General features: G+C 65.9%; 28 protein-coding genes and 1 pseudogene. 23 read left to right on the top strand and 6 right to left on the bottom strand.

Annotated features, from left to right (window positions below):
- Positions 1 to 323: 323 nt before the first annotated feature.
- From QE444_RS21475 to QE444_RS21460, 4 genes are read left to right on the top strand one after another with little or no spacing between them, the layout of a single operon-like run.
- Complete coding sequence (locus tag QE444_RS21475; RefSeq protein WP_133861272.1) at positions 324 to 1,034, top strand: ABC transporter permease; 711 nt, start codon at positions 324 to 326, stop codon at positions 1,032 to 1,034.
- 9 nt (positions 1,035 to 1,043) lie between these two features.
- Positions 1,044 to 1,946 carry a glycine betaine ABC transporter substrate-binding protein gene (locus QE444_RS21470; protein WP_309741614.1) on the top strand — a complete coding sequence of 301 codons (903 nt, stop codon included), beginning with the start codon at positions 1,044 to 1,046 and terminating at the stop codon, positions 1,944 to 1,946.
- A gap of 3 nt (positions 1,947 to 1,949) precedes the next feature.
- Positions 1,950 to 2,609, top strand: coding sequence for an ABC transporter permease (locus QE444_RS21465; RefSeq protein ID WP_133861270.1), 660 nt, complete (start codon positions 1,950 to 1,952; stop codon positions 2,607 to 2,609).
- 10 nt (positions 2,610 to 2,619) lie between these two features.
- Positions 2,620 to 3,774, top strand: a complete 1,155-nt coding sequence (locus QE444_RS21460) for an ABC transporter ATP-binding protein (protein WP_309741612.1) — start codon at positions 2,620 to 2,622, stop codon at positions 3,772 to 3,774.
- 239 nt (positions 3,775 to 4,013) lie between these two features.
- Here QE444_RS21460 and QE444_RS21455 read toward each other — a convergent pair whose 3' ends face one another.
- Together QE444_RS21455 and QE444_RS21450 are read right to left on the bottom strand one after the other, a co-directional pair.
- Positions 4,014 to 4,487 carry a murein L,D-transpeptidase family protein gene (locus tag QE444_RS21455; RefSeq protein ID WP_405046304.1) on the bottom strand — a complete coding sequence of 158 codons (474 nt, stop codon included), beginning with the start codon at positions 4,485 to 4,487 and terminating at the stop codon, positions 4,014 to 4,016.
- A 244-nt stretch (positions 4,488 to 4,731) separates the two neighbouring features.
- Positions 4,732 to 5,286 carry an NUDIX hydrolase gene (locus QE444_RS21450; protein WP_133861267.1) on the bottom strand — a complete coding sequence of 185 codons (555 nt, stop codon included), beginning with the start codon at positions 5,284 to 5,286 and terminating at the stop codon, positions 4,732 to 4,734.
- Between the two features lie 127 nt (positions 5,287 to 5,413).
- On the opposite strand from QE444_RS21450, the gene QE444_RS21445 reads away from it, so the two are divergent.
- The 3 genes from QE444_RS21445 to purT all read left to right on the top strand — a co-directional run bounded on the left by QE444_RS21445 (position 5,414) and on the right by purT (position 7,479).
- Positions 5,414 to 6,001: a CoA pyrophosphatase gene (locus QE444_RS21445; RefSeq protein ID WP_133861266.1), complete on the top strand. Its 588-nt coding sequence runs from the start codon at positions 5,414 to 5,416 to the stop codon at positions 5,999 to 6,001.
- 77 nt (positions 6,002 to 6,078) lie between these two features.
- A complete protein-coding gene (locus QE444_RS21440) occupies positions 6,079 to 6,276 on the top strand; it encodes a DUF1289 domain-containing protein (protein ID WP_133861265.1) in 198 nt (65 codons plus the stop codon).
- Positions 6,277 to 6,297: 21 nt separating this feature from the next.
- Complete coding sequence (purT, locus tag QE444_RS21435; RefSeq protein WP_133861264.1) at positions 6,298 to 7,479, top strand: formate-dependent phosphoribosylglycinamide formyltransferase; 1,182 nt, start codon at positions 6,298 to 6,300, stop codon at positions 7,477 to 7,479.
- A 61-nt stretch (positions 7,480 to 7,540) separates the two neighbouring features.
- Here the strand turns inward: purT and QE444_RS21430 are convergent, their stop codons facing one another.
- Positions 7,541 to 8,845, bottom strand: a complete 1,305-nt coding sequence (locus QE444_RS21430) for an MFS transporter (protein WP_309741606.1) — start codon at positions 8,843 to 8,845, stop codon at positions 7,541 to 7,543.
- 188 nt (positions 8,846 to 9,033) lie between these two features.
- The gene (locus tag QE444_RS21425; RefSeq protein ID WP_208692604.1) at positions 9,034 to 9,834 is read right to left on the bottom strand and encodes an inner membrane protein YpjD; all 801 of its coding nucleotides are present in this window, start codon (positions 9,832 to 9,834) and stop codon (positions 9,034 to 9,036) included.
- On the opposite strand from QE444_RS21425, the gene QE444_RS21420 reads away from it, so the two are divergent.
- The 14 genes and pseudogenes from QE444_RS21420 (at position 9,833) to QE444_RS21355 (ending at position 22,672) form a co-directional block, all read left to right on the top strand.
- Complete coding sequence (locus QE444_RS21420) at positions 9,833 to 10,078, top strand: hypothetical protein (protein ID WP_208692593.1); 246 nt, start codon at positions 9,833 to 9,835, stop codon at positions 10,076 to 10,078. The two genes, QE444_RS21425 and QE444_RS21420, sit on opposite strands and share 2 nt — an antisense overlap.
- A gap of 175 nt (positions 10,079 to 10,253) precedes the next feature.
- Positions 10,254 to 11,633, top strand: coding sequence for a signal recognition particle protein (ffh, locus tag QE444_RS21415; RefSeq protein ID WP_208692591.1), 1,380 nt, complete (start codon positions 10,254 to 10,256; stop codon positions 11,631 to 11,633).
- A gap of 250 nt (positions 11,634 to 11,883) precedes the next feature.
- Positions 11,884 to 12,132, top strand: a complete 249-nt coding sequence (gene rpsP / locus QE444_RS21410) for a 30S ribosomal protein S16 (protein WP_017640797.1) — start codon at positions 11,884 to 11,886, stop codon at positions 12,130 to 12,132.
- A gap of 5 nt (positions 12,133 to 12,137) precedes the next feature.
- Positions 12,138 to 12,674, top strand: a complete 537-nt coding sequence (rimM, locus tag QE444_RS21405; RefSeq protein WP_309741602.1) for a ribosome maturation factor RimM — start codon at positions 12,138 to 12,140, stop codon at positions 12,672 to 12,674.
- 3 nt (positions 12,675 to 12,677) lie between these two features.
- A complete protein-coding gene (gene trmD / locus QE444_RS21400; RefSeq protein ID WP_309741600.1) occupies positions 12,678 to 13,415 on the top strand; it encodes a tRNA (guanosine(37)-N1)-methyltransferase TrmD in 738 nt (245 codons plus the stop codon).
- A gap of 42 nt (positions 13,416 to 13,457) precedes the next feature.
- The gene (gene rplS, locus QE444_RS21395) at positions 13,458 to 13,808 is read left to right on the top strand and encodes a 50S ribosomal protein L19 (protein ID WP_007160957.1); all 351 of its coding nucleotides are present in this window, start codon (positions 13,458 to 13,460) and stop codon (positions 13,806 to 13,808) included.
- Positions 13,809 to 13,877: 69 nt separating this feature from the next.
- Positions 13,878 to 14,293 (top strand): annotated as a pseudogene (locus QE444_RS21390) (acyl-CoA thioesterase).
- Complete coding sequence (gene xerD / locus QE444_RS21385; RefSeq protein WP_133862624.1) at positions 14,290 to 15,180, top strand: site-specific tyrosine recombinase XerD; 891 nt, start codon at positions 14,290 to 14,292, stop codon at positions 15,178 to 15,180. The pseudogene QE444_RS21390 and the gene xerD overlap by 4 nt, the downstream one beginning before the upstream one ends.
- Before the next feature lie 62 nt (positions 15,181 to 15,242).
- The gene (locus QE444_RS21380) at positions 15,243 to 15,968 is read left to right on the top strand and encodes a thioredoxin fold domain-containing protein (protein WP_007160960.1); all 726 of its coding nucleotides are present in this window, start codon (positions 15,243 to 15,245) and stop codon (positions 15,966 to 15,968) included.
- Positions 15,969 to 16,028: 60 nt separating this feature from the next.
- Positions 16,029 to 17,333, top strand: a complete 1,305-nt coding sequence (locus QE444_RS21375) for a homoserine dehydrogenase (protein WP_208692582.1) — start codon at positions 16,029 to 16,031, stop codon at positions 17,331 to 17,333.
- A 46-nt stretch (positions 17,334 to 17,379) separates the two neighbouring features.
- Entirely contained in the window at positions 17,380 to 18,789 is a 1,410-nt protein-coding gene (gene thrC, locus QE444_RS21370; RefSeq protein WP_309741590.1) for a threonine synthase, read from the top strand.
- Between the two features lie 220 nt (positions 18,790 to 19,009).
- Positions 19,010 to 19,549: a YaeQ family protein gene (locus tag QE444_RS21365; protein ID WP_133862621.1), complete on the top strand. Its 540-nt coding sequence runs from the start codon at positions 19,010 to 19,012 to the stop codon at positions 19,547 to 19,549.
- Positions 19,549 to 21,270, top strand: a complete 1,722-nt coding sequence (gene recJ / locus QE444_RS21360) for a single-stranded-DNA-specific exonuclease RecJ (RefSeq protein WP_309741588.1) — start codon at positions 19,549 to 19,551, stop codon at positions 21,268 to 21,270. The genes QE444_RS21365 and recJ overlap by 1 nt, the downstream gene beginning before the upstream one ends.
- Before the next feature lie 298 nt (positions 21,271 to 21,568).
- Entirely contained in the window at positions 21,569 to 22,672 is a 1,104-nt protein-coding gene (locus QE444_RS21355) for an NADH:flavin oxidoreductase/NADH oxidase (RefSeq protein WP_309741586.1), read from the top strand.
- 39 nt (positions 22,673 to 22,711) lie between these two features.
- Here QE444_RS21355 and QE444_RS21350 read toward each other — a convergent pair whose 3' ends face one another.
- On the bottom strand, positions 22,712 to 23,182 hold the full coding sequence (locus tag QE444_RS21350) for a nuclear transport factor 2 family protein (protein ID WP_309741584.1): 471 nt from the start codon (positions 23,180 to 23,182) through the stop codon (positions 22,712 to 22,714).
- Positions 23,183 to 23,373: 191 nt separating this feature from the next.
- Between QE444_RS21350 and QE444_RS21345 the strand changes: the two genes are divergently transcribed.
- On the top strand, positions 23,374 to 24,069 hold the full coding sequence (locus QE444_RS21345) for a tellurite resistance TerB family protein (protein WP_017640786.1): 696 nt from the start codon (positions 23,374 to 23,376) through the stop codon (positions 24,067 to 24,069).
- 3 nt (positions 24,070 to 24,072) lie between these two features.
- Here QE444_RS21345 and QE444_RS21340 read toward each other — a convergent pair whose 3' ends face one another.
- Entirely contained in the window at positions 24,073 to 24,975 is a 903-nt protein-coding gene (locus QE444_RS21340) for a LysR family transcriptional regulator (protein ID WP_133862616.1), read from the bottom strand.
- Positions 24,976 to 25,121: 146 nt separating this feature from the next.
- Here QE444_RS21340 and QE444_RS21335 point away from each other — a divergent pair, with 146 nt between their 5' ends.
- Positions 25,122 to 26,795, top strand: a complete 1,674-nt coding sequence (locus QE444_RS21335; RefSeq protein WP_309741582.1) for a GMC family oxidoreductase — start codon at positions 25,122 to 25,124, stop codon at positions 26,793 to 26,795.
- Positions 26,796 to 26,797: the final 2 nt, after the last annotated feature.

Genomic DNA, 26,797 nt, shown 5'->3' with positions numbered 1-26,797 from the left:
TCTGTCAAGTCATGCAGTTTTCGCGATCGGATTGGCATTGAGCGAGTCTATTGGGTTAGCCTGAAAAGGAGCTGACGAACTATCGACTGCGATGGGCGTCAATCTCTTCGGTCGAGGCAAGGCGCCATGTCGTTCCCCAGGGAGCGACACCCAAGGGCTAGGCAGATCCGAGATCCGCAGTGCCCCGTTGGTCCAGCCGGCATACCCGCCATGCCCTGCTGTGTCTCGACCCTGAACCCGGACAGCCGTCCTGCGCCTCGCTCCTGTCGCGAGGTCCGCACTCGGAAGGCATGCGGCCTGTCCGCCCGTTGAAGGAGCCTGACATGGCGAAGTTCAAGACCCTCCTGCTCGGCACGGCCGTGGGAGTGGTGATCCTGGCGCTGCTGGTGCACTGGATCGGTAGGGATACCCTCGCTACCTATCGCGCGGATCTGCTGTTCTATCTCCAGGCCCATCTCTACCTGGTGGTCGTTTCCATGGTATTGGCGCTGCTGGTGGGACTCCCCGCTGGGGTCCTGCTCAGTCGACCGCGATTCGCCCGCAGCGCCGAGCGCTTCATGCAGGTGTTCAACATCGGCAATACCGTCCCCCCGCTGGCGGTGCTGGCCATTGCCCTGGGCATCGTCGGCATTGGCGACGGACCGGCGATCCTGGCGCTGTTCCTCGCCTCGCTGCTGCCCATCGTGCGCAACACCTACGAGGGGCTGAAGAACGTGCCCGCCTCGCTCAAGGAAGCGGCCACCGGCATCGGCATGACGCCTGCCCAGGTGCTGACCAAGGTGGAGCTACCCAATGCCGTGCCCATCATCATCGGCGGGGTTCGGGTTGCCCTGGCGATCAATGTCGGCACCACGCCGCTGGTATTTCTCATCGGCGCCAACAGCCTGGGCAGCCTGATCTTTCCTGCCATCGCCCTGGAGAACCAGTCACAGCTGCTGCTGGGCGCCGCCGCTACCGCACTGCTGGCGCTGCTGCTGGATGGCCTGGTGCTGCTTGCCAGTCGCCTCTGGCTGGAACGCGGCCTGGCCCGCTAAGGAGACGAGATGAAGAAGTTGCTTATCGCCCTGGGCGCCGCCTGGTTCGGATTGACACTGGCCAGTGGTGCCCAGGCCGATTCGATCCGCATCGGTGCCAAGGTCTTCACCGAGCAGGCCATCCTCGCCGAACTCACCGGGCAGTATCTGTCCAGGCACGGCTACCAGCCGGAGATCGTCGGCGGCCTGGGCAGCACCATCGCCTGGAACGGCGTGAAGAACGCCCAGCTCGACCTCACCTGGGAATACACCGGTACTTCGCTGGTGGCCTACAACCATGTCACCGAACGACTGGACAAGGACGCCTCCTACCAGCGAGTCAAGCAGCTGGACGCCAAGGTCGGTCTGGCGTGGCTGGCGCCCACCCGCTTCAACAACACCTATGCCCTGGCGCTGCCGGAGAAGGTCGCCCGGCAGCATCCCGAACTCAACAGCATCAGTGACCTGGCCGGGCTGCTCAAGGCCGAGGCGGGCAAGCGGCACCTCACCGCGCTGGACATCGAGTTCGCCAACCGCTCCGACGGCCTCGCCGGTCTGGTCAAGGCCTATGGCCTGAGCTACACCCGCGATGACATCCGCCAGATGGACCCGGGCCTGGTCTACACCGCCCTGCGCAACGGCCAGGTCTTCACCGGTCTCGTCTACACCACCGACGGCCGCCTGGACGCCTTCAAGCTCAAGGTGCTGGAAGACGACAAGGGTTACTTCCCCGACTACACCGCCGCGCCGGTGGTGAACGCCCGTTACCTGGAAAGGCATCCGGATCTCGCCACGTTGCTCAAGCCCCTGGCGGAAAGCCTGGACCAGGCCACCATGCGCCAGCTCAACGCCAAGGTGGACATCGAGCGACAGACTCCGGCCCAGGTAGCTCGCGACTTCCTTGCCCAGCATCCCCTAGACGGAGGGCAGTGACCCATGGATTTCGTCACCTCCTTCAATCACATCGACTGGTTGCAGGTCCTCGAACTGACCCGCCAGCACATCACCCTGGTAGGCGTCGCCGTGACCCTGGCGATCCTAGTGGGCGTGCCCCTGGGCATCCTCATGACCCGCTACCCTGCGCTGGCCGGACCGCTGCAGGCGCTGGCAACGGTGGTCATGACGCTGCCTTCGATCGCCCTGTTCGGTCTCCTGCTGCCGTTCTACTCCAAGTTCGGCCAGGGCCTGGGTCCGCTGCCGGCGATCACCGCGGTGTTCCTCTATTCGCTGCTGCCGATCCTGAGAAACACCTATTTGGCGCTGACCAGCGTCGAACCGGGGATCCGCGAGGCGGGCGCCGGCATCGGCATGACCTTCTGGCAGCGCCTGCGGATGGTCGAGCTGCCCATCGCCCTGCCGGTGATCCTGGCCGGGGTGCGCACCGCCGTGGTCATGAACATCGGCGTCATGACCATCGCCGCCACCATCGGCGCTGGTGGCCTGGGCGTGCTCATCCTCACCGCCATCAGTCGCAGCGACATGGCCACTCTCATCGTCGGCGCCGTGCTGGTCAGCCTGCTGGCCATCGTCGCCGACCTCGTCCTGCAGTGGCTGCAACGCCGCCTCACCCCGCGCGGCCTGCGCAGCGCCTCTTAAGGAGCCCCAGATGATCGAACTCGACCGCCTGACCAAGACCTTCAAGCAGCACGGCAAGGACGTGACCGCAGTGGACGCCGTGAGCCTCACCGTGGAGGAGGGCCAGATCTGCGTCTTCCTCGGCCCCTCCGGCTGCGGCAAGACCACCACCCTGAAGATGATCAACCGCCTGATCGAACCCACCTCGGGACGGGTACTGATCAATGGCGAGGACACCACCGGCATCGACGAGGTGACCCTCAGGAGACATATCGGCTACGTGATCCAGCAGATCGGTCTGTTTCCCAACATGACCATCGAGGAAAACATCACGGTGGTGCCCAAGCTCTTGGGCTGGGACAAGAAGAGATGCCGCGAGCGCGCCACCGAGCTGATGAGCATGGTGCAGCTCGAACCCAAGCAGTACCTGTCGCGCTATCCGCGCGAACTCTCCGGCGGCCAGCAGCAGCGTATCGGGGTGATCCGCGCCCTGGCGGCCGAGGCGCCGCTGCTGCTGATGGACGAACCCTTCGGTGCGGTGGACCCGATCAACCGCGACGCCATCCAGAACGAGTTCTTCCAGATGCAGCGGGCGCTGAACAAGACGGTGATCATGGTCAGCCATGACATCGACGAAGCCATCCGCCTGGGCGACAAGATCGCCGTGTTCCGTGGCGGCCGCCTGGTGCAGTTCGACCATCCGGACACCCTGCTGGCCCATCCCAAGGATGAATTCGTCAGCAACTTCGTCGGCCAGGACAGCACCCTCAAGCGCCTCTTGCTGATCCGTGCCGAGGACGCGGCCGACAATGCGCCGTCGATCCAGGCCGAAACCCTGATCGGCGACGCCGTGGAGCTGATGGAAGAGCACGACCGCCGCCATGTGGTGGTGACGGATGCCGCCAACACGGGCCTGGGCTATGTGCGTCGGCGTGACCTGCGGGGCCAGAGCGGACCGGTGGCGCCTTTCGTTACCCCATTCAAGGCCACTGCGGCCTTCGACGAGCACCTGCGCATCCTGCTGTCACGCATGTACCAGTTCAACACCTCCTGGCTGCCGGTACTCAGCGCCGACAACGACTTCCTTGGCGAGGTCACCCAGGAATCCATCGCCGACTATCTCAGCAGCGGTCGGTCGCGTGGCAAGACCACCATCGTCTCGCCGGCGGAGCAGGTGGCGGGGTAGGACAGGGGACGCCTATCGGCGCAGAGTCTGTGCAAAGGTTCGCGAGCCAGAGCCGAACAAGGCCTGGGCGCCCCCGCGAAGACACCTGAGGAAGCAGATCGGACTCGCGCTCGACCGGGCTCGCGCGCGAGTTTACGAAGGGTAGATGAGCATTGCGACGGGGCCGCCCAGGTCGGACTGGCGACCCAGGGCCTCTTCAACGCGGTTCGGCCGACGCGCAGCAGCCTTTGGATAGACTCTCAGGGGCGGATCTCGATCAGGGTGCCGTCCTTGACCAGGCCCCAGACCTCACGCATGTCATGGTTGGTCAGCGCGACGCAGCCATTGGTCCAGTTCAGCGAGTTGAAGTACCACTCGGGGTATTCCTCGTCGATGGGCGTACCGTGCAGCATGATCATGCTGCCTGGGGGTACGCCAGCCTGATGCGCGCGGGCCAGATCCTCCCGGTTGGGATAGGAGATGTGCATGGCCAGGTTGAACTTGTCGCTGGTCTTGCGCCAGTCGATCCAGTAGAAGCCTTCCGGCGTACGCTGGTCGCCCTCGCGCAGCTTGGGGCCGCGGGGATTCTTGCCCAGCGAGATGCGATAGGACTTCATCACGGTATCGCCGCTGAGCAGCTGCAGCTGGTTGCGCGACTTGATCACCAGCACCTTGTCGATCAGCGGCGCGGCCGGCTGGCGGATCACCGTGACACTGGTGCTGGCCTGAGCCAGCTGGGGAAGCAACGAACCGCACAGCACATAGCAGAGCGCCAACAACAGGTGCAACGGACGCATGTCGGGAAGATCCTCGGAAGAGCTCAGGGCCTGTTCAAGGTCTCGCGAGCTAGAGACAAACAAGGCGAAAATGGCTGGGAAGCGGATCGGACTCGCGCTCGAGTTTACAGATAGTAAATGAGCATTCCGAAGGCATTTTCAACGACGTTGGGCCGACGCGCAGCAGACTTTGAGCAGGCCCTCAGGCAGGCTTGGGTGCGACCACCATGGGCGCCATGCCCTCGTGACGCAACGGATACTCGCCGCGACGGCGATCGGCGAAAAAGCATTCTAGTGTTCGCTTGATGGTCGGAAAAGCCAGAGACGACCAGGGGATGTCGGCTTCGTCCAGAAGGCGCACATCGAGACTTTCCTCGCCGACGGCAAAGCGGCCGTCGACCAGCTCGCCGCGGAACAGCATGTAGATCTGATCGATGTGCGGCAGATCGAAGAGGGTATAGAGCTCCAGGCCCTGCACCTGCGCGCCGGCTTCCTCGAGGGTCTCGCGGGCGGCGGCTTCGGTGGTGGTCTCGCCGTTTTCCATGAAGCCCGCCGGCAGCGTCCAGTAACCCTGGCGCGGCTCGATCGCGCGCTGGCAGAGCAGCACCTTGCCCTCCCAGGTCGCCAGGCAGCCAGCCACCACCCGCGGATTCTGATAATGCACTGCGCCGCACTGGCTGCAGACCAGGCGCATCCGGTTGTCACCCGCGGGAATGCGCGCTTCCAGCAGGCCGCCACAGTGATTGCAATGCTTCATGGTTCATCCTCGTTTTGCTGCAGTGTGCCGGGACGCTCCCGGGCCTCGCAAGCGATGGCAGGACTTGGGATTGCCCGGCGGGCATGCCATGATCCAGGGGGTACGATGAGCAAGGGAGAATCTTGGCGTGGATGAGTTGCTCCAGCGCCTGCGTCACTATCAGCCGCGCACCCTGAGCGGCACCGAAAGCTACCAGGAAGCGGCGGTGCTGGTGCCCATCATTCGTGGCGAGCATCCCGAGTTGCTGCTCACCCTGAGGGCCAGCAACCTGTCCACCCACGGTGGCGAGGTGGCCCTGCCGGGCGGGCGGCGCGATCCCGAGGATGCCGACCTGGTGGCCACCGCCCTGCGCGAGGCCGAGGAAGAGGTCGGGCTGCCACCGGGTCTGGTGGAAGTCATCGCGCCCCTGAGTCCGCTGGTGTCGCGCTACGGCCTGGCGGTGACCCCCGTCGTCGCGCTAATTCCGGATCAGCTCGAATACATTCCCAGCGAAGCCGAGATCGCCGCGATCTTCACCGTGCCCCTGCGGTTCTTCTGCGAGGTGCCGCCGGATTACACCTTCCGGGTCGACCACGATGGCCTGCGCTGGCAGGTGCCCAGCTATCAATATGGCGAGCACCGCATCTGGGGGCTGACCGCGGTGATCATCGTCGAACTGGTCAACCTGCTGTACGACGCCGGCATCGTGCTCAAGGCACCGCCCAAGCGGGATTGAGCGGTATCGGCAAGGTAAAGGCACATGCCAAATTTGGTATTAACGGGCACAATGCGCGGCCATTCGAGGGAAGCCGCATGACCACCGCCGATTCACCCGTGCGTTCGCCCTGCGTCCATGTCTGTGCCCTGGACGAACAGGACATCTGCATCGGTTGCCAGCGCAGCGCCGCCGAGATCACCCGCTGGATGTCCATGAGCGAGAGCGAGCGCCGCGAGGTGCTGCTGCGTTGCGGCGAGCGGGCGCGAGCGAGCGGTGCGGCCTTCCTGACCTGATATCAGCCGGAGAGATCTGTCATGCCCCGTATCGGTACCCCCCTGTCCCCCAGCGCCACCCGCGTGCTGCTCTGCGGCTCCGGCGAACTGGGCAAGGAAGTCGTCATCGAACTGCAGCGCCTGGGCGTCGAAGTCATCGCCGTGGATCGCTATGCCGATGCCCCGGCCATGCAGGTCGCCCACCGCAGTCACGTCATCGACATGCTCGACGGTGCCGCCCTGCGCGCGGTGATCGAGCGCGAGCAGCCGCACTTCATCGTGCCGGAAATCGAAGCCATCGCCACCGCTACCCTGGTGGAGCTGGAAGGCGAGGGCTACACCGTGGTGCCTACCGCCCGTGCGGCCCAGCTGACCATGAATCGCGAAGGCATCCGTCGCCTCGCTGCCGAGGAACTGGGCCTGCCCACCTCGCCCTATTACTTCGCCGACACCTACGAAGACTACGCCGCCGCCGCCGAGGCGCTGGGCTATCCCTGCGTGGTCAAGCCGATCATGAGTTCCTCGGGCAAGGGCCAGAGTCTGCTGCGCAGCGCCGACGAGCTGCAGGCCGCCTGGCAGTACGCCCAGGAAGGCGGGCGTGCCGGCAAGGGCCGGGTGATCGTCGAGGGTTTCGTCGACTTCGACTACGAGATCACCCTGCTGACCGTGCGCCACGTCGGCGGCACCTCCTTCTGCGCACCGGTCGGGCATCGCCAGGTCAAGGGCGACTACCACGAGTCCTGGCAGCCCCAGGCCATGAGCGAGCAGGCCCTGGCCGAATCCGAACGGGTCGCTCGCGCCGTCACCGAGGCCCTGGGCGGTCGCGGTCTGTTCGGCGTGGAGCTGTTCGTCAAGGGCGACCAGGTCTGGTTCAGCGAGGTTTCGCCGCGGCCCCACGACACCGGCCTGGTGACTCTGATCTCCCAGGATCTCTCCGAATTCGCCCTGCATGCCCGGGCCATCCTCGGCCTGCCGATTCCCACCATCCGCCAGTTCGGTCCCTCGGCCTCGGCGGTGATCCTGGTGGACGGCGACTCGCGCCAGACCGCCTTCGCCAACCTCGGCGCGGCCCTGGCCGAACCCGACACCGCACTGCGTCTGTTCGGCAAGCCGGAGGTGAAGGGGCAGCGGCGCATGGGCGTGGCCCTGGCCCGCGATGAAAGCATCGAGGCCGCGCGGGCCAAGGCCGTGCGTGCGTCCCAGGCGGTGAAGGTCGAGTTGTAACGTCGTCTGCGCATCACGAAAAAAGGGCCCCGCGGGGCCCTTTTTTATTGGGTAGAAAAATCTACAGCGACTGGTCGCGCGTTTCGCGCATGCACAGCACCGCCACCAGGCTGATGGCCGCCGCCGCCGTGACATAGCCGCCCACCCAGCTCAGGCCGCCGGCTTCCACCAGTTGCTGCGCGGCATAGGGCGCCAGGGAGGCGCCGAGGATGCCGCCCAGGTTGTAGGCCGCCGAGGCACCGGTGTAGCGCACCCGGGTCGGGAAGATCTCCGGCAGCAGGGCGCCCATGGGGCCGAAGGTCATGCCCATGAGAAACAGCTCCAGGGCCAGGAACAGGCCGACCGCCTGGCTGGAACCATGGGTCAGCAGCGGCTCCATGGCAAAGCCCGACAGCAAGGCGGCGATAGCGCTCACCGCCAGTACCGGCTTGCGGCCGAAGCGATCCGCCAGCCAGGCCGAAAGCGGCGTGGCCAGGGCCATGAACAGCACCGCCACGCAGAGCAGGCCGAGGAATTCCTGGCGGCTGTAGCCGAGGTTCTTCACTCCGTAGCTCAGCGAGAACACCGTGGAGATGTAGAAGAGGGCGTAGCACACCACCATGCTCAGAGCGCCCAGCAGCACCGCCTTGCCGTGCTTGCCAAAGGTCTCGACCATGGGCAGGCGCAACTTCTCGCGACGGGCCATGGCCTCGGCGAACACCGGCGTCTCGTGCAGCGACAACCGCACATAGAGGCCGACCACCACCAGCAGGGCGCTGAGCAGGAAGGGGATGCGCCAGCCCCAGGCGCGGAATTGCTCGTCGTCCAGCAGCAGCGTCAGGGCCAGGAACAGGCCGTTGGCCATGAGGAAGCCGATGGAAGGGCCGAGCTGGGGGAACATGCCAAACCAGGCGCGCTTGCCGGGTGGGGCATTCTCGGTGGCCAGCAGCGCCGCGCCGCCCCATTCGCCACCCAGGCCCAGGCCCTGGCCGAATCTCAGCAGGCACAGCAGGATCGGTGCCCAGACGCCGATGCTGGCATAGCCGGGCAGGAGACCGATCAGGGTGGTGGAGATGCCCATCAGCAGCAGCGAGGCCACCAGCGTGGACTTGCGGCCGATGCGATCGCCGAAATGGCCGAACAGCAGCGAACCCAGGGGGCGCGCCAGGAAGGCGATGCCAAAGGTGATGAAGGCGCTGAGGGTCTGGGCCATGCCCGCGCCCTGGGGAAAGAATACCGGGCCGATCACCAGGGCCGCGGCCGTGGCATAGACATAGAAGTCGTAGAACTCGATGGCGGTGCCGATGAAGCTGGCGGTGGCCACGCGGGCGGGGGAATTGCGCGGCGCGGAGGTGGGCGCGTCGAAGGCGGCAGCGGTCGTGGACATGCAGAGGTACCGGGCAGTCGTTCTTGTAGGGGGCGTCTGCCGGAGCGGCCCGGTGGGGCAGCGGCTGTCCGAGGATGGGGACGGGCGGGACGACCTGTTATGACGTGCCGGGCGCGAAGCGGCTGTTGGCCGGGTCGCGCCGAACGTGGTTCGGTCGCCTGATTATGCAGGTAGTGGAACGACGACTGTCAACGATGCAGGATGAATTCCCGCACCAGCTTGCTCCCGAAGTAGGCCAGCATCAGCAGGATGAAGCCCAGCAGCGTCCAGCGGATCGCCGTATGGCCGCGCCAGCCCCGGCGGTGGCGGCCCCACAGCAGGATGCCGAACACCACCCAGGCGATGCAGGAGAGCACCGTCTTGTGGATCAGGTGCTGGGCGAACATGTCCTCTACGAAGAACCAGCCGGAGATCAGCGCCAGTGACAGCACCACCCAGCCCGCCCAGAGAAAGCCGAACAGCAGGCTTTCCATGGTCTGTAGCGGCGGAAAGCTGCGGATCAGCCCAGAGGGGTGCTTGTTCTTGAGTTGATGGTTCTGCAATAGCACCAGGCAGGACTGCAGCACTGCCAGGGTGAAGAGACCATAGGCGATGATCGACAGCAGTACGTGCACGACGATCCTGGGCGATACGTCCAGCGGGGTCACGGTGCCCGGCGGCACGAATTCGGCCAGCAGCGCGGTCACGGCGCCCAGGGGATAGACCAGTACCAGCAAGGGTTGCAGCGGCATGCGCAGGCAGCCGATCAGCATCAGCGCGATGGCGGTCGCCGAGATCAGGCTGGAGGCGTCGAAGAAGTCCAGGCTCAGGGTCGGCTCGAGGATCAGCTGCAGATAGACGGCCAGAGCGTGGGGCAGCAGGGCCAGGATGCCGGCGCCCAGGACCAGGGGCTTGTTCGATGGCTGTTTGCGCAGCAGGCAACTGCCCTGGTAGAGGGTCGCGAGCAGATAGAGGGCAGCGGCCAGGAGGGTGGGCAGCAGGGCGTGCATGGTCCGGTTTCAGCAGAGCGGAAAGCAGGCGAGTGTGGCACAGACAGGGCGGTACAGAAAGTCTGAGCCGCGCCCTGGCACCGGCTGGCAGGATTGGGCGAACCCAGGCCGCCGCGGGGTGGTCCCAAGAGGTACATATCTAGAAGAGGTCACGACCATGCTTAAATTTCTCGGCGGTACCATGGGCATTATCTTTCTGATCGGCCTGGTGGTGGTCATCGGCATCTTCTCGCTGATCTTCTGATCCCGTCCCCGTAGGCATCGGCCCTGGTGTCGGTGCCTTTTCCCTGCTTTCGGCGGTGGGCCGCTCAGGGCTCTGCTGACCGTTTCACGAGCTACCGGCCCTAGCGGCTATCCCTGGTCAGGCGCACTTTCGTTATACTTGTCGGTCAGCCGCCGTTTCTGCCCTGGATGTCCGCATGTTCGAGAATCTCACAGACCGCCTGTCCCAAAGCCTGCGCCACATCACCGGCAAGGCCAAGCTCACCGAAGACAACATCAAGGACACCCTGCGCGAGGTGCGCATGGCGCTGCTCGAAGCGGACGTCGCCCTGCCGGTGGTCAAGGAGTTCGTCAATCGGGTCAAGGAGCGGGCGGTCGGCACCGAGGTGTCCAAGAGTCTGACCCCGGGCCAGGCCTTCGTGAAGATCGTGCGCGCCGAGCTCGAAGCCATCATGGGCGCGGCCAACGAAGATTTGGCGCTCAACGTCGCGCCGCCGGCGGTCATCCTCATGGCCGGCCTGCAGGGCGCGGGCAAGACCACCACCGCGGGCAAGCTGGCGCGCTTCCTCAAGGAGCGCAAGAAGAAGACCGTCATGGTCGTCTCCGCCGACGTCTACCGCCCGGCCGCCATCAAGCAGTTGGAAACCCTGGCCGGGGAGGTGGGGGTCACCTTCTTCCCCTCCGACATCAGCCAGAAGCCGGTGGATATCGCCCAGGCCGCCATCCGCGAAGCCAGGCTCAAATTCATCGACGTGGTCATCGTCGACACCGCCGGTCGCCTGCACATCGATAGCGAGATGATGGCGGAGATCCAGCAGGTCCATGCCGCCACCAAGCCGGCCGAGACCCTGTTCGTGGTCGACGCCATGACCGGTCAGGACGCCGCCAACACCGCCAAGGCCTTCAACGACGCCCTGCCGCTGACCGGCGTGATCCTGACCAAGGTCGATGGCGATGCCCGGGGCGGTGCCGCCCTGTCGGTCCGCCACATCACCGGCAAGCCGATCAAGTTCATCGGCATGGGCGAGAAGAGCGAAGCCCTCGATCCCTTCCACCCGGATCGCGTCGCCTCGCGCATCCTCGGCATGGGCGACGTCCTCTCGCTGATCGAGCAGGCCGAGCAGACCCTGGATCGCGAGAAGGCCGACAAGCTGGCCAAGAAGCTCAAGAAGGGCAAGGGCTTCGACCTCGAAGACTTCCGCGACCAGCTGCGCCAGATGAAGAACATGGGCGGCCTGGGTTCGCTGATGGACAAGCTGCCGACCATGATGGGCGGTGTGAACATCCAGCAGATGGGCAATGCCCAGGGCGCCGCGGAAAAGCATTTCAAGCAGATGGAAGCCATCATCGACTCCATGACTCCGGCCGAGCGCCGTGATCCGGAGTTGATCAGCGGCTCGCGCAAGAAGCGTATCGCCCTGGGTTCCGGTACCCAGGTGCAGGACGTCGGTCGCCTCATCAAGCAGCACAAGCAGATGCAGAAGATGATGAAGAAGGTCACCGCCAAGGGCGGCATGGCCAAGATGATGCGCGGCATGGGCGGCATGCTCCCCGGCGGTGGCATGCCCAAGATGTGATTTCCTGGTGCCGCCCGTCGCCAGATGGTCGGCACCGGCAAGGGCTCTGTGAAGGGCGTCGGCACCAGTGCTGATGCACCTTCGCGAGCGACGAGGCTCCGCTGCTGGAGTCTCCAGGCTGCCGCAATGCCGAGGGCACCGTTTAAAGCCATTGGCAAACCGGGTGACAGCCCTTAGAATATGCGGCCTTTCGGGCCATGTGGCCCAGTGTGCCCACAGCTACAAGCACCGACTACAGGAACGAAGTTCAATGGTAACCATCCGTCTAGCCCGTGGCGGCTCCAAGAAGCGCCCCTTCTACCACCTGACCGTGACCAACAGCCGCAATGCGCGTGATGGTCGTTTCGTCGAGCGCATCGGTTTCTTCAACCCGGTGGCCAGCGGCGCCGAAATCCGTCTGTCGGTGGATCAAGAGCGTGCCAGCTACTGGCTGTCGCAGGGCGCCCAGCCGTCCGAGCGCGTCGCTCAGCTGCTCAAGAGCGCTCAGGCTACCGCCTGAAGATCATGAGTACGCCGACCTCCGCCCCCGACCTGGTGGTCCTGGGCAAGATAGTTTCGGTCTTCGGCGTACGCGGTGAGCTCAAGATCTACTCCTTTACCGATCCGCTCGACAATCTGCTGGACTATCGGACCTGGACGCTCAGGCGCGAAGGCGAGACCCGGCAGGTCAAGGTGCTCGGCGGTCGGTTGCACGGCAAGGTCCTGACGGTACGTCTGAAGGGCCTGGACGATCGTGAAGAAGCCCGCCTGATGGCCGGTTTCGAGATCTGCGTGCCGCGCAGCGAATTGCCCCAGCTGGGCGCCGGTGACTACTACTGGCATCAGTTGGAAGGTCTCAGGGTGATCAATCGCGAAGGCCAGTGGCTGGGTGTGGTGGATCATCTGCTGGAGACCGGGGCCAACGACGTCATGGTTGTCATGCCCTGTGCTGGCAGCCTCGACGATCGTGAGCGTCTGTTGCCCTATCTGCCCGACCAGTACGTGCTGGCGGTGGATCTGGCCAAGGGCGAGATGCAGGTCGACTGGGACGCGGATTTCTGATCCATGCGTATCGATGTCATCAGCATCTTTCCCGAGATGTTCGAAGCCGTGAGCGCCTATGGCGTGAGCGGTCGCGCGATGAAGCAGGGGCTCCTGGAGCTGACCTGCTACAACCCGCGCAGCTATACCGAGGATCGCCACCAGACCGTGGACGACCGGCCCTTTGGCGGCGGTCCCGGCATGGTCATGAAGATCCAGCCGCTGGAGCGCGCCCTGGCCGATGCCCGGGGTGATTCGGCGGCGAAGGTGATCTACCTGTCCCCCCAGGGTCGCAAGCTCGACCAGGCGGCGGTACGGGAACTGGCGCAGGAGGAGCATCTGATCCTCATCGCCGGGCGTTACGAAGGCATCGACGAGCGTTTCATCGAGACGCACGTGGATGAAGAATGGTCGATTGGCGACTATGTGCTGTCCGGCGGTGAATTGCCGGCCATGGTGCTGATCGATGGGGTTACGCGACTGCTGCCCGGAGCCTTGGGGCATGTGGATTCCGCCGAGCAGGACTCGTTTACCGACGGCCTGCTCGATTGCCCGCACTACACCCGACCCGAGGTGTACGAGGGCCGTCGCGTACCCGACGTGTTGCTCAGTGGTAACCACGAGCATATCCGGTGCTGGCGCCTGCAGCAGTCCCTGGGACGCACTGCGGAGCGACGCGCCGATCTTCTGGATGGCCGCTCGCTTTCTGGGGAAGAGCAGAACCTGCTGGCGGAATATCTCCGTCAGCGGAACGATAGTTAGGTATCGATGGCGGGCCGCGGCCTGTCTTAGGAGCAGAGTGACATGACCAACAAAATCATTGCCCAGATCGAAGCTGAGCAGATGAACAAAGAAATCCCGGCGTTCGCCCCAGGCGACACCGTGATTGTCCAGGTTAAGGTGAAGGAAGGCGACCGTCAGCGTCTGCAGGCCTTCGAAGGCGTGGTGATCGGCAAGCGTAACCGCGGCTTGAACAGCGCCTTCACCGTACGCAAGATCTCCAACGGCGTTGGCGTCGAGCGTACCTTCCAGACCTACAGCCCGCTGGTCGACAGCCTGAGCGTCAAGCGTCGCGGTGACGTGCGCAAGGCCAAGCTGTACTACCTGCGCGAACTGTCCGGCAAGGCTGCCCGCATCAAGGAAAAGCTTTCCTGATCGCGGCGTGACCAGAAAAAAGCAGCTTCGGCTGCTTTTTTCGTTTCTGAGGTTCGAGGTATTACAGATATGAGCACCCGCGAAGCGGAAATCCAGCGGCGCACGGCGCTGTCGGAAACCCGGGTGGCCAAGGCGGTCTTCCCGCCCACCACCAATCATCACGACACCCTGTTCGGCGGCACCGCCCTGGCCTGGATGGACGAGGTGTCCTTCATTACCGCGACGCGCTTCTGCCGCAAGCCGCTGGTCACGGTCTCCACCGACCGGATCGATTTCAACCACCCCATTCCCGCCGGCTCCATCGTCGAGTTGATTGATGCCGGGTGGTGAAGGTTGGCAACACCAGCATCAAGGTGCAGGTGGAGGTGTTCGTCGAAGGCATGCTGGCAGAAGGGCGCGAACGCGCCATCAACGGCGCCTTCAGCTTTGTCGCCGTCGATGACGAGGGCAAGCCGACGCCGGTGCTGCCCGGCTTCGCCGCGTGAGCGCCGAACGGCTGATCGAGGAATTCCTCGATGCCCTGTGGCTGGAAAAGGGGCTGTCGCCCCACACCCGCAGCGCCTATTGCACCGATCTGCTGGCCTTCGCCCGGTGGCTGGAGGGCAGGGGCCTGACCCTGGAGACGGTCGGCCGTGACGCCGTGCTCGATCATCTCGGCTGGCGCCTGAGCGAGGGTTACCAGGCGCGTTCCACGGCGCGCTTTCTCTCCGGCCTGCGCAGCTTCTACAAGTACGGCGTGCGCGAAGGGCGGATCGCCGAGGACCCGACGCTGCTGGTCAGCATGCCGCAGCTGGGCGCGCCGCTGCCCAAGAGTCTGTCCGAGGCGGATGTGGAGGCGCTGCTGGCGGCGCCGGATACCGACGACAGTCTCGGTCTGCGCGATCGCACCATGCTCGAGGTGCTCTATGCCACCGGCCTGCGGGTGACCGAACTGATCAGCCTGACCCTGGACGAGATCAATCTGCGCGAGGGTTCGCTGCGGGTCTTCGGCAAGGGCAGCAAGGAGCGGCTGATTCCCCTGGGCGAAGAGGCCATCGCCTGGCTGGAAAGCTATCTGAAGACCGCACGTCCGCTGCTGCTGGGCGGCCAGCCCGGCGACATCCTCTTTCCCAGCCAGCGGGGCACGCCCATGACCCGGCAGACCTTCTGGCACCGCATCAAGCTGCATGCCCAGGTGGCCGGCATCCGCACCTCGCTGTCGCCACACACCCTGAGGCACGCCTTCGCCACCCATCTGCTCAACCACGGCGCGGATCTGCGCACGGTGCAGATGCTGCTCGGCCATACCAGCCTGTCCACCACCCAGATCTACACCCACGTCGCCCGCGTGCGGCTGCAGCAACTGCACGCCCAGCACCATCCGCGCGGCTAGGGCCCACCGCCGTAGCCGGCAGGTCTGTGGTAGGCTTGCCGGCGTCTCAACAGGAGTCAAACATGCGTATTTCCCAACTGTTGCTCGCCGCTTGCCTGGGGCTCGGCGTGCAACTGGCTCAGGCCGAACCTGAGCAGGCCATTCGCCAGAGCCTGACCGCGCTGCAACCCAATCTCGCCATCGAGTCCATCGCCAAGAGTCCGCTGGAAGGCCTCTACCAGGTCCAGCTCAAGGGCGGCCGCGTGCTCTATGCCAGCGGCGATGGCCAGTTCGTCATGCAGGGCTATCTCTATCAGGTCAAGGACGGCAAGGCCTCCAACCTGACCGAGAAGGCCGAGAACGTCGCCGTGGCGCGGCAGATCAATGGCCTCGATCGCAACCAGATGATCGTCTATCCCGCCCAAGGCGAGACCAAGGCGCACATCACCGTCTTCACCGACACCACCTGCCCCTATTGCCAGAAGCTGCACGCCGAGGTGCCCGAGCTGAACAAGCGCGGCATCGAGGTACGCTACCTGGCCTTCCCGCGCCAGGGCATGGGCTCGCCGGGTTCCAAGCAGCTGGAGGCGGTGTGGTGCGCCAAGGACAAGCCGGCGGCGCTGAACCAGATGTTCACCGGCCGTGAGGTCAAGTCCGAGAGCTGCCAGAATCCGGTCGCCCAGCAATTCGCGCTGGGGCAGAACATGGGCATCCAGGGCACGCCGGCGATCATTCTCGCCGATGGCCAGATGATCCCGGGCTACCAGCCGGCCGACCAGCTGGCGGAAGCGGCAATCGGCGCCCGCTAGGCGCTGCGAAAGATTTCAACGGCGCTGCGGAGCGGCGCCACCTGATAGGGGGATAAGGGTGTGAAGCCGGTCAAAGTAGGCATCTGTGGTCTGGGTACCGTGGGCAGCGGGACCTTCAACGTACTCAAGCGCAACGCCGAGGAAATCGCCCGGCGCGCCGGGCGGGGTATCGAGGTGGCGCAGATCGCCCAGCGCCGACCCAATCCCCAGTGCGATACCGGTAGCACGCCGATCACCGCCGATGTCCTGGCGGTGGCCGACAATCCCGAGATCGACGTGGTGGTGGAGCTGATCGGTGGCTACACCCTGGCCCGCGAACTGGTGCTGCGCGCCATCGCCAACGGCAAGCACGTGGTCACCGCCAACAAGGCGCTGATCGCCGTGCACGGCAACGAGATCTTCGCCAAGGCGCGCGAGCAGGGCGTGATCGTCGCCTTCGAGGCCTCGGTGGCCGGCGGCATCCCGGTGATCAAGGCGCTGCGCGAAGGCCTGGCCGCCAACCGCATCAACTGGGTGGCCGGCATCATCAACGGCACCGGCAACTTCATCCTCTCCGAGATGCGCGAGAAGGGTCGCACCTTTCCCGATGTCCTGGCCGAAGCCCAGGCGCTGGGCTATGCTGAGGCCGATCCGACCTTTGACGTCGAAGGCATCGATGCCGCCCACAAGCTGACCATCCTGGCCTCCATCGCCTTCGGCATTCCGCTGCAATTCGACAAGGCCTACACCGAGGGCATCACCCGCCTGACCACCGCCGATGTCGGCTACGCCGAGGCGCTGGGCTATCGCATCAAGCACCTGGGCGTGGCGCGCAGCACCGCCCAGGGCATCGAGCTGCGGGTGCACCCGACGCTGATCCCGGCGGATCGCCTGATCGCCAACGTCAACGGCGTGATGAACGCGGTGATGGTCAATGGCGACGCCGTCGGCTCGACGCTGTTCTACGGCGCCGGTGCCGGGCAGGAGCCGACCGCCTCGGCGGTGGTGGCCGACCTGGTGGACGTGGTTCGCGCCATGACCTCGGATCCCGAGAATCGCGTGCCGCACCTGGCCTTCCAGCCCGATGCACTGTCCGACCATCCGGTGCTGTCGATCGAGGCCTGCGAGAGCGCCTACTATCTGCGCATCCAGGCCAAGGATCACCCGGGCGTGCTGGCCCAGGTGGCGAGCATCCTCTCGGCGCGCGGCATCAACATCGAGTCCATCATGCAGAAGGAAGCCGAGGAACATGACGGCCTGGTGCCCATGATCCTGTTGACCCATCGCGTGACCGAGCGCCACATGGTCGAGGCCATCACCGCCCTGGAAGCCCTGGACGACGTCGTCGGCGATGTCGTCCGCATCCGCGTCGAGCACCTGAACTGAGCAGCCTGGCGGCGCCCGGCGCCGCCGTCTTTCCCGAGGTCGAGTCATGCGTTACATCAGTACCCGCGGCCAGGCGCCCGCGCTGAATTTCGAAGAAGTGCTGCTGGCGGGTCTCGCCAGCGATGGCGGTCTCTACGTTCCGGAGAACCTGCCGCGCTTTTCCCTGGAGGAGATCGCCTCCTGGGCCGGTCTGCCCTATCACGAGCTGGCCTTCCGGGTGATGAAGCCCTTCGTCGCCGGCTCCATCGCCGATGCCGAATTCAAGGCCATCCTGGAAGAGACCTACGCCGGTTTCGCCCATGGCTCGATTGCGCCGCTGCGCCAGCTGGACGCCAACGAATGGGTACTGGAGCTGTTCCACGGTCCGACCCTGGCCTTCAAGGACTTCGCCCTGCAACTGCTGGGGCGGCTGCTCGATCATGTGCTGGCCAAGCGCGGCGAGCGCGTGGTGATCATGGGCGCCACCTCCGGTGATACCGGCTCGGCGGCCATCGAAGGCTGCCAGCGCTGCGAGAACGTCGACATCTTCATCTTCCATCCGCACCAGCGGGTGTCGGAAGTGCAGCGCCGGCAGATGACCACGCTGCTGGGCGACAACATCCACAACATCGCCATCGAAGGCAACTTCGACGACTGCCAGGAGATGGTCAAGGCCAGCTTCGCCGACCAGGGCTTCCTCAAGGGCACCCCGCTGGTGGCGGTCAACTCGATCAACTGGGCGCGGATCATGGCCCAGATCGTCTACTACTTCCATGCGGCCCTGCAGCTGGGCGCCCCGGCGCGCTCCATCGCCTTCTCGGTGCCCACCGGCAACTTCGGCGACATCTTCGCCGGGTACCTGGCGCGCAACATGGGGCTGCCGGTGAGCCAGCTGGTGGTGGCCACCAACCGCAACGACATCCTGCACCGCTTCATGTCCGGCAATCGCTACGACAAGCAGCAGCTGGAAGCCACGCTGTCGCCGTCCATGGACATCATGGTCTCGTCCAACTTCGAGCGCCTGCTGTTCGACCTGCACGGTCGCGATGGCCTGGCCCTGGCCGAGCTGATGGCGAATTTCCGCAGCAGCGGCGCCCTGACGGTGGCGGACGATCGCTGGACCGAAGCGCGCAAGCTGTTCGACTCCCTCGCCGTGAGCGATGAAGAGACCTGCGCCACCATCGCCGAGGTGTATGCCACCACCGGCGAGGTGCTGGATCCGCACACCGCCATCGGCGTGCGCGCCGCTCGCGAATGCCGGCGTAGCCTGGCCACCCCGATGGTGGTGCTGGGTACCGCCCACCCGGTGAAATTCCCCGAGGCGGTGGAAAAGGCCGGCATCGGCGCGACCCTCAGCCTACCGACCCACCTGGCCGATCTGCTGCAGCGTGAAGAGCGTTGCACCGTGCTGCCCAACGACCTCGCCGCCGTCCAGGCCTTCGTCAGCCGCCACGGCAAGCGTGGTCAGCCGCTGTAGGGCGGTAGCACACCCGTGTTGGGCTTCGCGGCGCTCAACCCAACCTACGCGGGCCTGTAAGTTGGGTTGAGACGGCTCCATCGTCGAAGCCCAACGAGGCGGACTCGAACCTTCTAGCGTTGGGCTCCGCTGCTTTCAGCCCAACCTACGGATCTGCGGTCCCAAGGTCCCCTGCCTTTTTTCCGGTACAATGCCCGGCTTTCCCTGCCGGTGACCCGCCATGGCTCTGCAAGCCACGCCCTACAAAGTCGAACTCAACCTCACCGATCTGGATCGTGGGGTCTACGAGAATCTGCGTCTGACCGTGGCGCGGCATCCCTCCGAGACCGAGGAGCGCATGGCGGTGCGGTTGCTGGCTTACGTGCTCTGGTACAACGAGCAGCTGGCCTTCGGCCGCGGCCTGTCCGACGTCGACGAGCCGGCGCTGTGGGAAAAGAGTCTCGATGGCCGGGTGCTGCACTGGATCGAAGTCGGCCAACCCGATGCCGACCGCCTGACCTGGTGCAGCCGTCGCACCGAGCGGACCAGCCTGCTGGCCTACGGCAACCTGCGTGTCTGGCAGACCAAGGTGGTGGACGCGGTCAGGACGCTGAAGAATCTGCACATCGCCGCGGTTCCCGCCGAGCCCCTGGCCGAGCTGGCCCGCGATCTGCCGCGCAGCATTTCCTGGCAGGTGATGATCAGCGAAGGCACCCTGTTCGTCACCGACGACCGCGGTCAGCACGAATTGCAGCTGGAATGGCTGCTGGGCGAACGTTGATGCGCCTGGAGCCCCGTCCGCTGCCGGCGGTGTTGCCCGACCTGGGCGATCTGCCGCCGCTGCTTACCCGGCTCTATGCCGCGCGCGGCGTGACCTTGCCGGAAGAACTGGACAAGGGGCTGGCGCGACTGGTGCCCTATCACCAGCTCAAGGGCATCGAGGCGGCGGTGGAGCTGCTGGCACGTGCCCTGGAAGAGCGTCGGCGCATCCTCATCGTCGGCGACTTCGATGCCGATGGCGCCACCGCCAGTGCCGTGGGCGTGCTGGCCTTGCGTCGCCTGGGCGCGGCCTGGGTCGACTACCTGGTGCCCAATCGCTTCGAATACGGCTACGGCCTGACACCCGAGATCGTTGCCGTGGCCCTGCAGCGCGAACCCGAGGTGCTGCTCACCGTCGACAACGGCATCTCCAGCCTGGACGGCGTGGCTGCGGCCAAGGCAGCCGGGCTGCAGGTGGTCATCACCGACCACCACCTGCCGGGCGCCGAATTGCCCGCCGCCGATGCCATCGTCAATCCGAATCAGCCGGCCTGCGCCTTTCCCAGCAAATGCATCGCCGGGGTCGGGGTGATCTTCTATGTGATGCTGGCCCTGCGCAGTCGCCTGCGCGAGAACGGCTGGTTCGCCCGTCAGGGCCTGGCCGAGCCCAATCTGGCCGAGTTGCTGGATCTGGTCGCCCTCGGCAGCGTCGCCGACGTCGTGCCGCTGGACGCCAACAACCGCATCCTAGTGCACCAGGGGCTGATGCGGATCCGCGCCGGTCGGGCACGACCGGGGCTCAAGGCGCTGCTGGAAGTGGCCGGGCGCCAGCCGGGCAAGGTGGCCTCCAGCGACCTCGGTTTCATTCTCGGCCCGCGGCTCAATGCGGCGGGGCGCCTGGACGACATGTCCATCGGCATCGAATTGCTGCTCTGCGAAGACCCGCAGCTGGCGCAGGAATATGCCCAGCAGCTGGACGACTTCAACAAGGATCGCAAGAGCATCGAGCAGGGCATGCAGCGCGAGGCGCTCAAGCAGCTCAAGGAGTTGCCGGAAGACAATCTGCCCTTCGGTCTCTGCCTGTTCGACCCCGAGTGGCACCAGGGCGTGATCGGCATCCTCGCCTCGCGCCTCAAGGAAAAGTATCACCGCCCGGCGCTGGCCTTCGCCGACGACGGCAGTGGCAACGGCATGCTCAAGGGCTCGGCGCGCTCGGTACCCGGGCTGCATATCCGCGATGCCCTGGATGCCGTGGCGACCCGTCATCCGGGGCTCATCACCAAGTTCGGCGGTCACGCCATGGCCGCCGGCCTCAGCCTGCCTCAGGCGCACTACGAGACCTTTGCCGCCGCCTTCGATGCCGAGGTGCGGCGTCACCTGCAGGCCGAGGATCTCAGCGGTCGCCTGCAGACCGATGGCTGCCTGGCCCCGACCGAATTCCAGCTCGGCCTGGCCCAGGCCCTGCGCCAGGCCGGTCCCTGGGGGCAGCAGTTTCCCGAGCCGCTGTTCCACGGCACCTTCGAGATCCTCTCCCAGCGTCTGCTCAAGGAGCGGCACCTCAAGCTGACCCTGCGCAGCGAGCAGGGCGGCCCGGAGCTAGATGGCATCGCCTTCAACATCGACCGCGACACCTGGCCCGATCCCAACATTCGCTGGGCCGAGCTGGCCTATCGGCTGGACGTGAACGAATTCCGTGGCAACGAGAACGTGCAGTTGCTGGTGGTGTACCTGGCACCGCGTTAGGGCTCGTTTGAAAAGTGCCTGCGCTTGGCGATGCTGCGTTAAAAATCAGCTGGTTCGCCAGTCCGATCGGAATGCTCATTTACCCCTCGTAAACTCGAGCGCAAGTCCGATCCGCTTCCTCGCTGATTTGATTCGCTGGCGCTCACCCTCCGGGCCGCCGTTGTCTGTGACTCCCGTTGGTCGTTGCGCCTTGCCTGACCTTCGCTCGGCGACTTTTCAGACGAGTCCTGTCGGATCAGCGATCTATTCTGGCTGGTAGCACTCCAATACGGTGCATCCCGACTAGACGAGGTCCGCCATGAGTCTCCTGTTCCAACCCCTGACCCTGCGTCAGCTGACCCTGCCCAATCGCGTGGTGGTCTCCCCGATGTGCCAGTACTCCAGCGAAGACGGCTTCGCCAACGACTGGCACCTGGTCCATCTCGGCAGTCGCGCCACCGGTGGCGCTGGTCTGGTGATCTTCGAGGCCACCGCCGTCACTCCCGACGGACGCATCACGCCCCAGGACCTGGGGCTGTGGAAGGACGAGCAGATCGAGCCCTTGCGGCGGATCACCCAGTTCATCGAGGGCCAGGGCAGCGTCGCCGGCATCCAGCTGGCCCATGCCGGCCGCAAGGCCAGCACCTGGCAACCCTGGCTCGGCAAGCACGGCAGCGTGCCCATCGCCGAAGGCGGCTGGGTGCCGGTGGCGCCCTCGGCCATTGCCTTCGATCCCCAGCACACCCGGCCCACGGCGGTGGATCGCGACGATATCGCCAGCATCCGTCGGGCTTTCGTGGAAACCGCCGAGCGGGCCCTGGCGGCCGGCTTCAAGGTGGCCGAGATCCATGCCGCCCACGGCTACCTGCTGCACCAGTTCCTCTCGCCGCTCTCCAACCGTCGAGAGGACGACTACGGCGGCAATTTCGAGAATCGCATTCGCTTGCTGCTGGAAGTGACCGCCGATGTGCGGGCGGTCTGGCCGGAAGAGTTGCCGCTGTTCGTGCGGGTCTCGGCCACCGACTGGGTGGAAGACGGCTGGGACGTCGACGAGACGGTGGAGCTGGCGCGGCGACTGAAGACCCTGGGCGTCGACCTGATCGACGTCTCTTCCGGCGGTACCGCGGCCCAGGCCGACATTCCCACCGGGCCCGGCTACCAGACCCAGTTCGCCGAGCGGGTGCGCAAGGAAGCCGGGATTCCCAGTGGCGCGGTGGGCATGATCACCGATGCCGCCCAGGCCGAGCACGTGCTGCGTACCGGTCAGGCCGACCTGGTGCTGCTGGCCCGCGAACTGCTGCGCGATCCCTATTGGCCGCTGAATGCCGCCGAGGCCCTGCGCGAAAAGGTCTCCTGGCCGCCGCAGTACGTGCGCGCCGCCCACCGGGATACGCCGCTGCGCAAGCCGTTCGGGGAAGAATAGGGCGCGGGACGGAGCCATCCGCGCGGATGGCTCCCCGGTTCAGGGCTTGGCCGGGCGCAGCATCGCCTCCAGGGCGTCGCTGTCGTAGTAGTCGCCCAGGTACCAGATGCGGCCGTCGCGGATCTTCATGATGCTGGCGCCGCGGATCTTGACCGGTTGCTTGCCGATGGCGGTGACGCGGTTGCCGGTCAGTTCCCATTCGAAGGCAATGCTGCGTGGGCCGATGACCGGCTTGTGCACCATCTTCACCTGCAGATCCGGGACGGCCTTGAGGGTGACCTTGACGATCCGGTCGCGGGCCTGGGTGCGGCTGGTCTCGGTGGTGGCGGCGCCACTGTCGAAATACTGCACCTTGGGATCGAGCAGGGCGCTGGCGGCCTCGGCATCGTGATCGTTCCAGGCATCGAGGTAGCGATTGGCGATGAGGCGTGCGTCCTCGGCGGCGGCCTGAACCTGGCCGGCGGTGAGGGCGAGCGAAAGCGCGAACAGCACAGCCAGACGCGAGCGCATGGGGTGTCTCCGGCAACTGCAGGGGGAAGGCGCAAGAGTAGCGCCGTGGGCGGTCCGCGGTCAGCAATATTTTGTATCGACCGGCTGGTCGCGACGGCGACCCCGGCAACATCCGGTAAGCAGGTGGCGGGAGCCAGACGGCGTGGCCAGTGGTCCTAAAGGGCTGAATCCTGACTCTGTGGAGGTCATCCATGAACACCCGCGGTTTGCTTGATCAATTGCTCAAGGCGGGCCAGCAGGCGCTGGCCAAGAAGACCGGTCACTCGGCCCCCCGACCCGGCACGGCGTCCACCGGCAAGGATTCCCTGGGCGGTCTGCTCTCCGGACTGGGCAACAGCGGCCTGGCGGCCGGGGCCCTGACCGCGCTGCTGGGCAGCAAGCGCGGTCGCGCCATGGGTGGCAAGGCGGTCGGCTATGGCGGTCTGGCGGCGCTCGGCATGGTGGCCTACAAGGCCTATCAGTCCTGGCAGGCCAATCAGGCCCAGGGGACGGCGGCCGTCGAGCCCCGTACCGTGGATCGGGTACCGGAGCACGAAGCCGAAGCCCATGGCCGGGCGGTGCTGATCGCCCTGATCGCGGCCGCCAAGGCCGATGGTCATGTCGATGACCAGGAGCGCCAGGCGATCGAGGCCGAGATGGCCAAGCTGGACAACGATCCCGAGTTGCGCAGCTGGCTGCAGCGCGAACTGGAGCAGCCGCTGGATCCGGCCAAGGTCGCCGCCGCCGCGGAAACGCCCGAGATGGCCGCCGAGATGTACCTGGCCAGCCTGATGCTGATCGACGATCAGCAGTATATGGAAAAGGCCTACCTGGACGAGCTGGCGCGCCAGCTGCGCCTGGAACCCGGCTTGCGCGCCGAGCTGGAACGCGAGGCCGCGGCGGTCTGACGGCTAGGCGAGCGGGCGTTCCTCGCCCAGCAGGACGCTCCGCTCCGCCGCGCAGAGCTGCAGCAGGAAATCCCAGACCACGCGCAGGCGCGCTGAGCGGTGCAGCTCCCGGTGGGTCGAGATCCAGTACTCGCGGGTGAAGGACCGCTCCGGGAGCACGCCCTCCAAGGGGGTGTTCTGGCCCACCAGATAGCAGGGCAACACCGCGATGCCGATGCCGGCACAGGCCGCTTCGCGCTGGGCGATGACACTGGTGCTGCGAAAGACGATGCGTGGCTCGGGGCAGAGGCCCTGGATGAATTGCAGTTCGCGGGTGTACAGCAGGTCATCGACGTAGCCGATGAAGGTCTGCTCGCCGAGATCGGCCTGGGCGTCCAGCGCGGGTGCCCGATCCAGATAGGCGCGACTGGCATAGAACCTCAGGCGATAGGGCGTCAGCCGCCGGCCGATCAGGCCTTCGGCGGTGGGTCTTTCCAGGGTGATGGCGATGTCCGCCTCGCGGTTGGTGACGCTGACGAAGCGTGGCACCGACACCAGCTCCACTTCCAGCCCGGGATAGTCGCGCAGCAGCGCTCCCAGGCGCTGGGCGAGAAAGCCGGTGCCCAGGCCCTCGGTCACTCCGACCCGCACCTGGCCCAGCGGATTGAGGCGCTGGGTTACCGCCTCCTGGGCCAGCAGCGCGGCTTCTTCCATCGCCTGGGCATGCGCGAGCAGCGCCTGACCGGCCGGGGTGAGCTGATAGCCGCTGGCCTGTTGCACCAGCAGCTGGCTGCCCAGGGCGCGCTCCAGAGCCTCAAGGTGGCGGGCGACGGTCGCATGACTGACGCCCAGACTGCGAGCGGCGGTGAGCAGGCGCCCATGGCGCTGGACCTCCAGAAAAACCCGCAGATCGTTCCAGTCGAACATCCCTTTTCCTCGTCTAGGCCTGTCTGCCGGGCCGCTTGCTGGTCACTGTTCAGAAATGCACAACCGTTGCCCGTTTTCTGCGACTGTTGTTCGCGGATGACGACACTAGGATAGGGACCACAACAACAAAAAAGCGAGGGAACGTCATGCCCGGTCCTGCTGCGGAATATGACTTCATCATCGTCGGCGCCGGTCCGGCCGGCTGCCTGCTGGCCAATCGGCTGTCCGCCGATCCGAGTCATCGTGTGCTGCTGCTGGAAGCCGGCGGCCGTGACAACCATCCCTGGATCCACATCCCCGTCGGCTATCTGTTCTGCATCGGCAATCCACGCACCGACTGGTGCTTCAAGACCGAGGTGGAAGCGGGTCTGGGTGGCCGCGCGCTCAACTATCCTCGCGGGCGGGTGCTGGGCGGCTGCTCCTCCATCAACGGCATGATCTACATGCGCGGCCAGGCCCGCGACTATGACGGCTGGGCCGCCGCCGGCAATCCCGGCTGGGGCTGGCAGGACGTGCTGCCGCTGTTCAAGCGCATGGAAGATCATTGCGATGGCGCCTCGGCCTTTCATGGTGCCGGGGGCGAATGGCGGGTCGAGCGGCAGCGTCTGCACTGGACGCTGCTCGACGCCTTTCGCAGTGCCGCGGGCGAAACCGGTATCGCGCCGGTGGAAGACTTCAACACCGGCGACAACGAAGGCTGCGGCTACTTCCAGGTCAATCAGCGCAATGGCGTGCGCTGGAATGCCGCCAAGGCCTTTCTCAAACCCATCCGTCAGCGCGCCAACCTGCAGGTGCTGACCGGTGTGCAGGTGGAGCGGGTGCTGCTGGAGGAGGGCAGGGCACGGGCGGTGCTGGCGCGGTTGCCGGGCCAGGCCGAACCCCGGCGCCTGGGGGCGCGGCGGGAGATCGTGCTCTGCGCCGGCGCCATCGGCTCGCCGACCCTGTTGCAGCGCTCCGGCATCGGTCCGCGCGGTCTGCTCGAAGGCCTGGGTATCGGTGTCCGGCACCGGCTGGAAGGGGTGGGCGACAATCTGCAGGATCACCTGCAACTGCGGCTGATCTATCGGGTGCACGGCGTGCCGACCCTCAATGCCCTGGCCGGCAGTCTCTGGGGCAAGCTGGGCATGGGCCTGGAATACCTCTGGAAGCGCAGTGGCCCCCTGGCCATGGCGCCGAGTCAGCTGGGCGCCTTCGCCCGCTCCGACCCGGCGCAGCCCTCGGCCAATCTGCAATACCACGTGCAGCCGCTGTCGCTGGAGCGCTTCGGTGAGCCGCTGCACGGCTTTCCCGCCTTTACCGCCTCGGTGTGCAACCTGCGACCGGCCAGCTGTGGCCAGGTGAGCATCCGCAGCGCCGACCCGCTGGCCGCGCCGCTGATCCAGCCGCGCTACCTCAGCGCGCCGGAGGATCTCAGGGTGGCCGCCGATGCCATCCGTCTGACCCGGCGCCTCGTCGCCGCCCCGGCCCTGGCCGCCTATCGGCCCGAGGAATATCTGCCGGGACCGGCCTACCAGAGCGAAGCGGAGTTGCAGCAGGCCGCAGGGGCCATAGGCACCACCATCTTCCATCCGTCCGGCACCTGCCGCATGGGTCAGGACGCCGACGCCGTGGTCGATGCGCGCCTGCGGGTACATGGCATCCCGGGGCTGCGGGTGGCCGACGCCTCCATCATGCCGACCCTGGTCTCGGGCAACAGCTGCTCGCCGACCCTGATGATCGCCGAGCAGGCGGCCACCTTCATGCTGGCCGAGGCCCGCGAACAGGGCCGCCACGAGTTGCCCGCCGCGATCGCCAGGGCCAGCGCGGTCTCCGCTGCCTAGGC

The sequence above is a fragment of the Pseudomonas sp. SORGH_AS_0199 genome (genome assembly GCF_031453735.1).
Taxonomy (GTDB): Bacteria; Pseudomonadota; Gammaproteobacteria; order Pseudomonadales; family Pseudomonadaceae; genus Chryseomonas; species Chryseomonas aestiva.
This window is presented reverse-complemented; position numbering and strand designations above follow the sequence as displayed.

Bases quoted from the DNA above. Each gene is read 5' to 3' on its own strand.
- QE444_RS21475 (WP_133861272.1), top strand. From the start codon at position 324: ATGGCGAAGTTCAAGACCCTCCTGCTCGGCACGGCCGTGGGAGTGGTG.
- QE444_RS21470 (WP_309741614.1), top strand. From the start codon at position 1,044: ATGAAGAAGTTGCTTATCGCCCTGGGCGCCGCCTGGTTCGGATTGACA.
- QE444_RS21465 (WP_133861270.1), top strand. From the start codon at position 1,950: ATGGATTTCGTCACCTCCTTCAATCACATCGACTGGTTGCAGGTCCTC.
- QE444_RS21460 (WP_309741612.1), top strand. From the start codon at position 2,620: ATGATCGAACTCGACCGCCTGACCAAGACCTTCAAGCAGCACGGCAAG.
- QE444_RS21450 (WP_133861267.1), bottom strand. From the start codon at position 5,286: ATGAAGCATTGCAATCACTGTGGCGGCCTGCTGGAAGCGCGCATTCCC.
- QE444_RS21440 (WP_133861265.1), top strand. From the start codon at position 6,079: ATGACCACCGCCGATTCACCCGTGCGTTCGCCCTGCGTCCATGTCTGT.
- purT (WP_133861264.1), top strand. From the start codon at position 6,298: ATGCCCCGTATCGGTACCCCCCTGTCCCCCAGCGCCACCCGCGTGCTG.
- QE444_RS21430 (WP_309741606.1), bottom strand. From the start codon at position 8,845: ATGTCCACGACCGCTGCCGCCTTCGACGCGCCCACCTCCGCGCCGCGC.
- QE444_RS21420 (WP_208692593.1), top strand. From the start codon at position 9,833: ATGGTCCGGTTTCAGCAGAGCGGAAAGCAGGCGAGTGTGGCACAGACA.
- QE444_RS21425 (WP_208692604.1), bottom strand. From the start codon at position 9,834: ATGCACGCCCTGCTGCCCACCCTCCTGGCCGCTGCCCTCTATCTGCTC.
- ffh (WP_208692591.1), top strand. From the start codon at position 10,254: ATGTTCGAGAATCTCACAGACCGCCTGTCCCAAAGCCTGCGCCACATC.
- rpsP (WP_017640797.1), top strand. From the start codon at position 11,884: ATGGTAACCATCCGTCTAGCCCGTGGCGGCTCCAAGAAGCGCCCCTTC.
- rimM (WP_309741602.1), top strand. From the start codon at position 12,138: ATGAGTACGCCGACCTCCGCCCCCGACCTGGTGGTCCTGGGCAAGATA.
- trmD (WP_309741600.1), top strand. From the start codon at position 12,678: ATGCGTATCGATGTCATCAGCATCTTTCCCGAGATGTTCGAAGCCGTG.
- rplS (WP_007160957.1), top strand. From the start codon at position 13,458: ATGACCAACAAAATCATTGCCCAGATCGAAGCTGAGCAGATGAACAAA.
- QE444_RS21380 (WP_007160960.1), top strand. From the start codon at position 15,243: ATGCGTATTTCCCAACTGTTGCTCGCCGCTTGCCTGGGGCTCGGCGTG.
- thrC (WP_309741590.1), top strand. From the start codon at position 17,380: ATGCGTTACATCAGTACCCGCGGCCAGGCGCCCGCGCTGAATTTCGAA.
- QE444_RS21365 (WP_133862621.1), top strand. From the start codon at position 19,010: ATGGCTCTGCAAGCCACGCCCTACAAAGTCGAACTCAACCTCACCGAT.
- recJ (WP_309741588.1), top strand. From the start codon at position 19,549: ATGCGCCTGGAGCCCCGTCCGCTGCCGGCGGTGTTGCCCGACCTGGGC.
- QE444_RS21355 (WP_309741586.1), top strand. From the start codon at position 21,569: ATGAGTCTCCTGTTCCAACCCCTGACCCTGCGTCAGCTGACCCTGCCC.
- QE444_RS21350 (WP_309741584.1), bottom strand. From the start codon at position 23,182: ATGCGCTCGCGTCTGGCTGTGCTGTTCGCGCTTTCGCTCGCCCTCACC.
- QE444_RS21345 (WP_017640786.1), top strand. From the start codon at position 23,374: ATGAACACCCGCGGTTTGCTTGATCAATTGCTCAAGGCGGGCCAGCAG.
- QE444_RS21340 (WP_133862616.1), bottom strand. From the start codon at position 24,975: ATGTTCGACTGGAACGATCTGCGGGTTTTTCTGGAGGTCCAGCGCCAT.
- QE444_RS21335 (WP_309741582.1), top strand. From the start codon at position 25,122: ATGCCCGGTCCTGCTGCGGAATATGACTTCATCATCGTCGGCGCCGGT.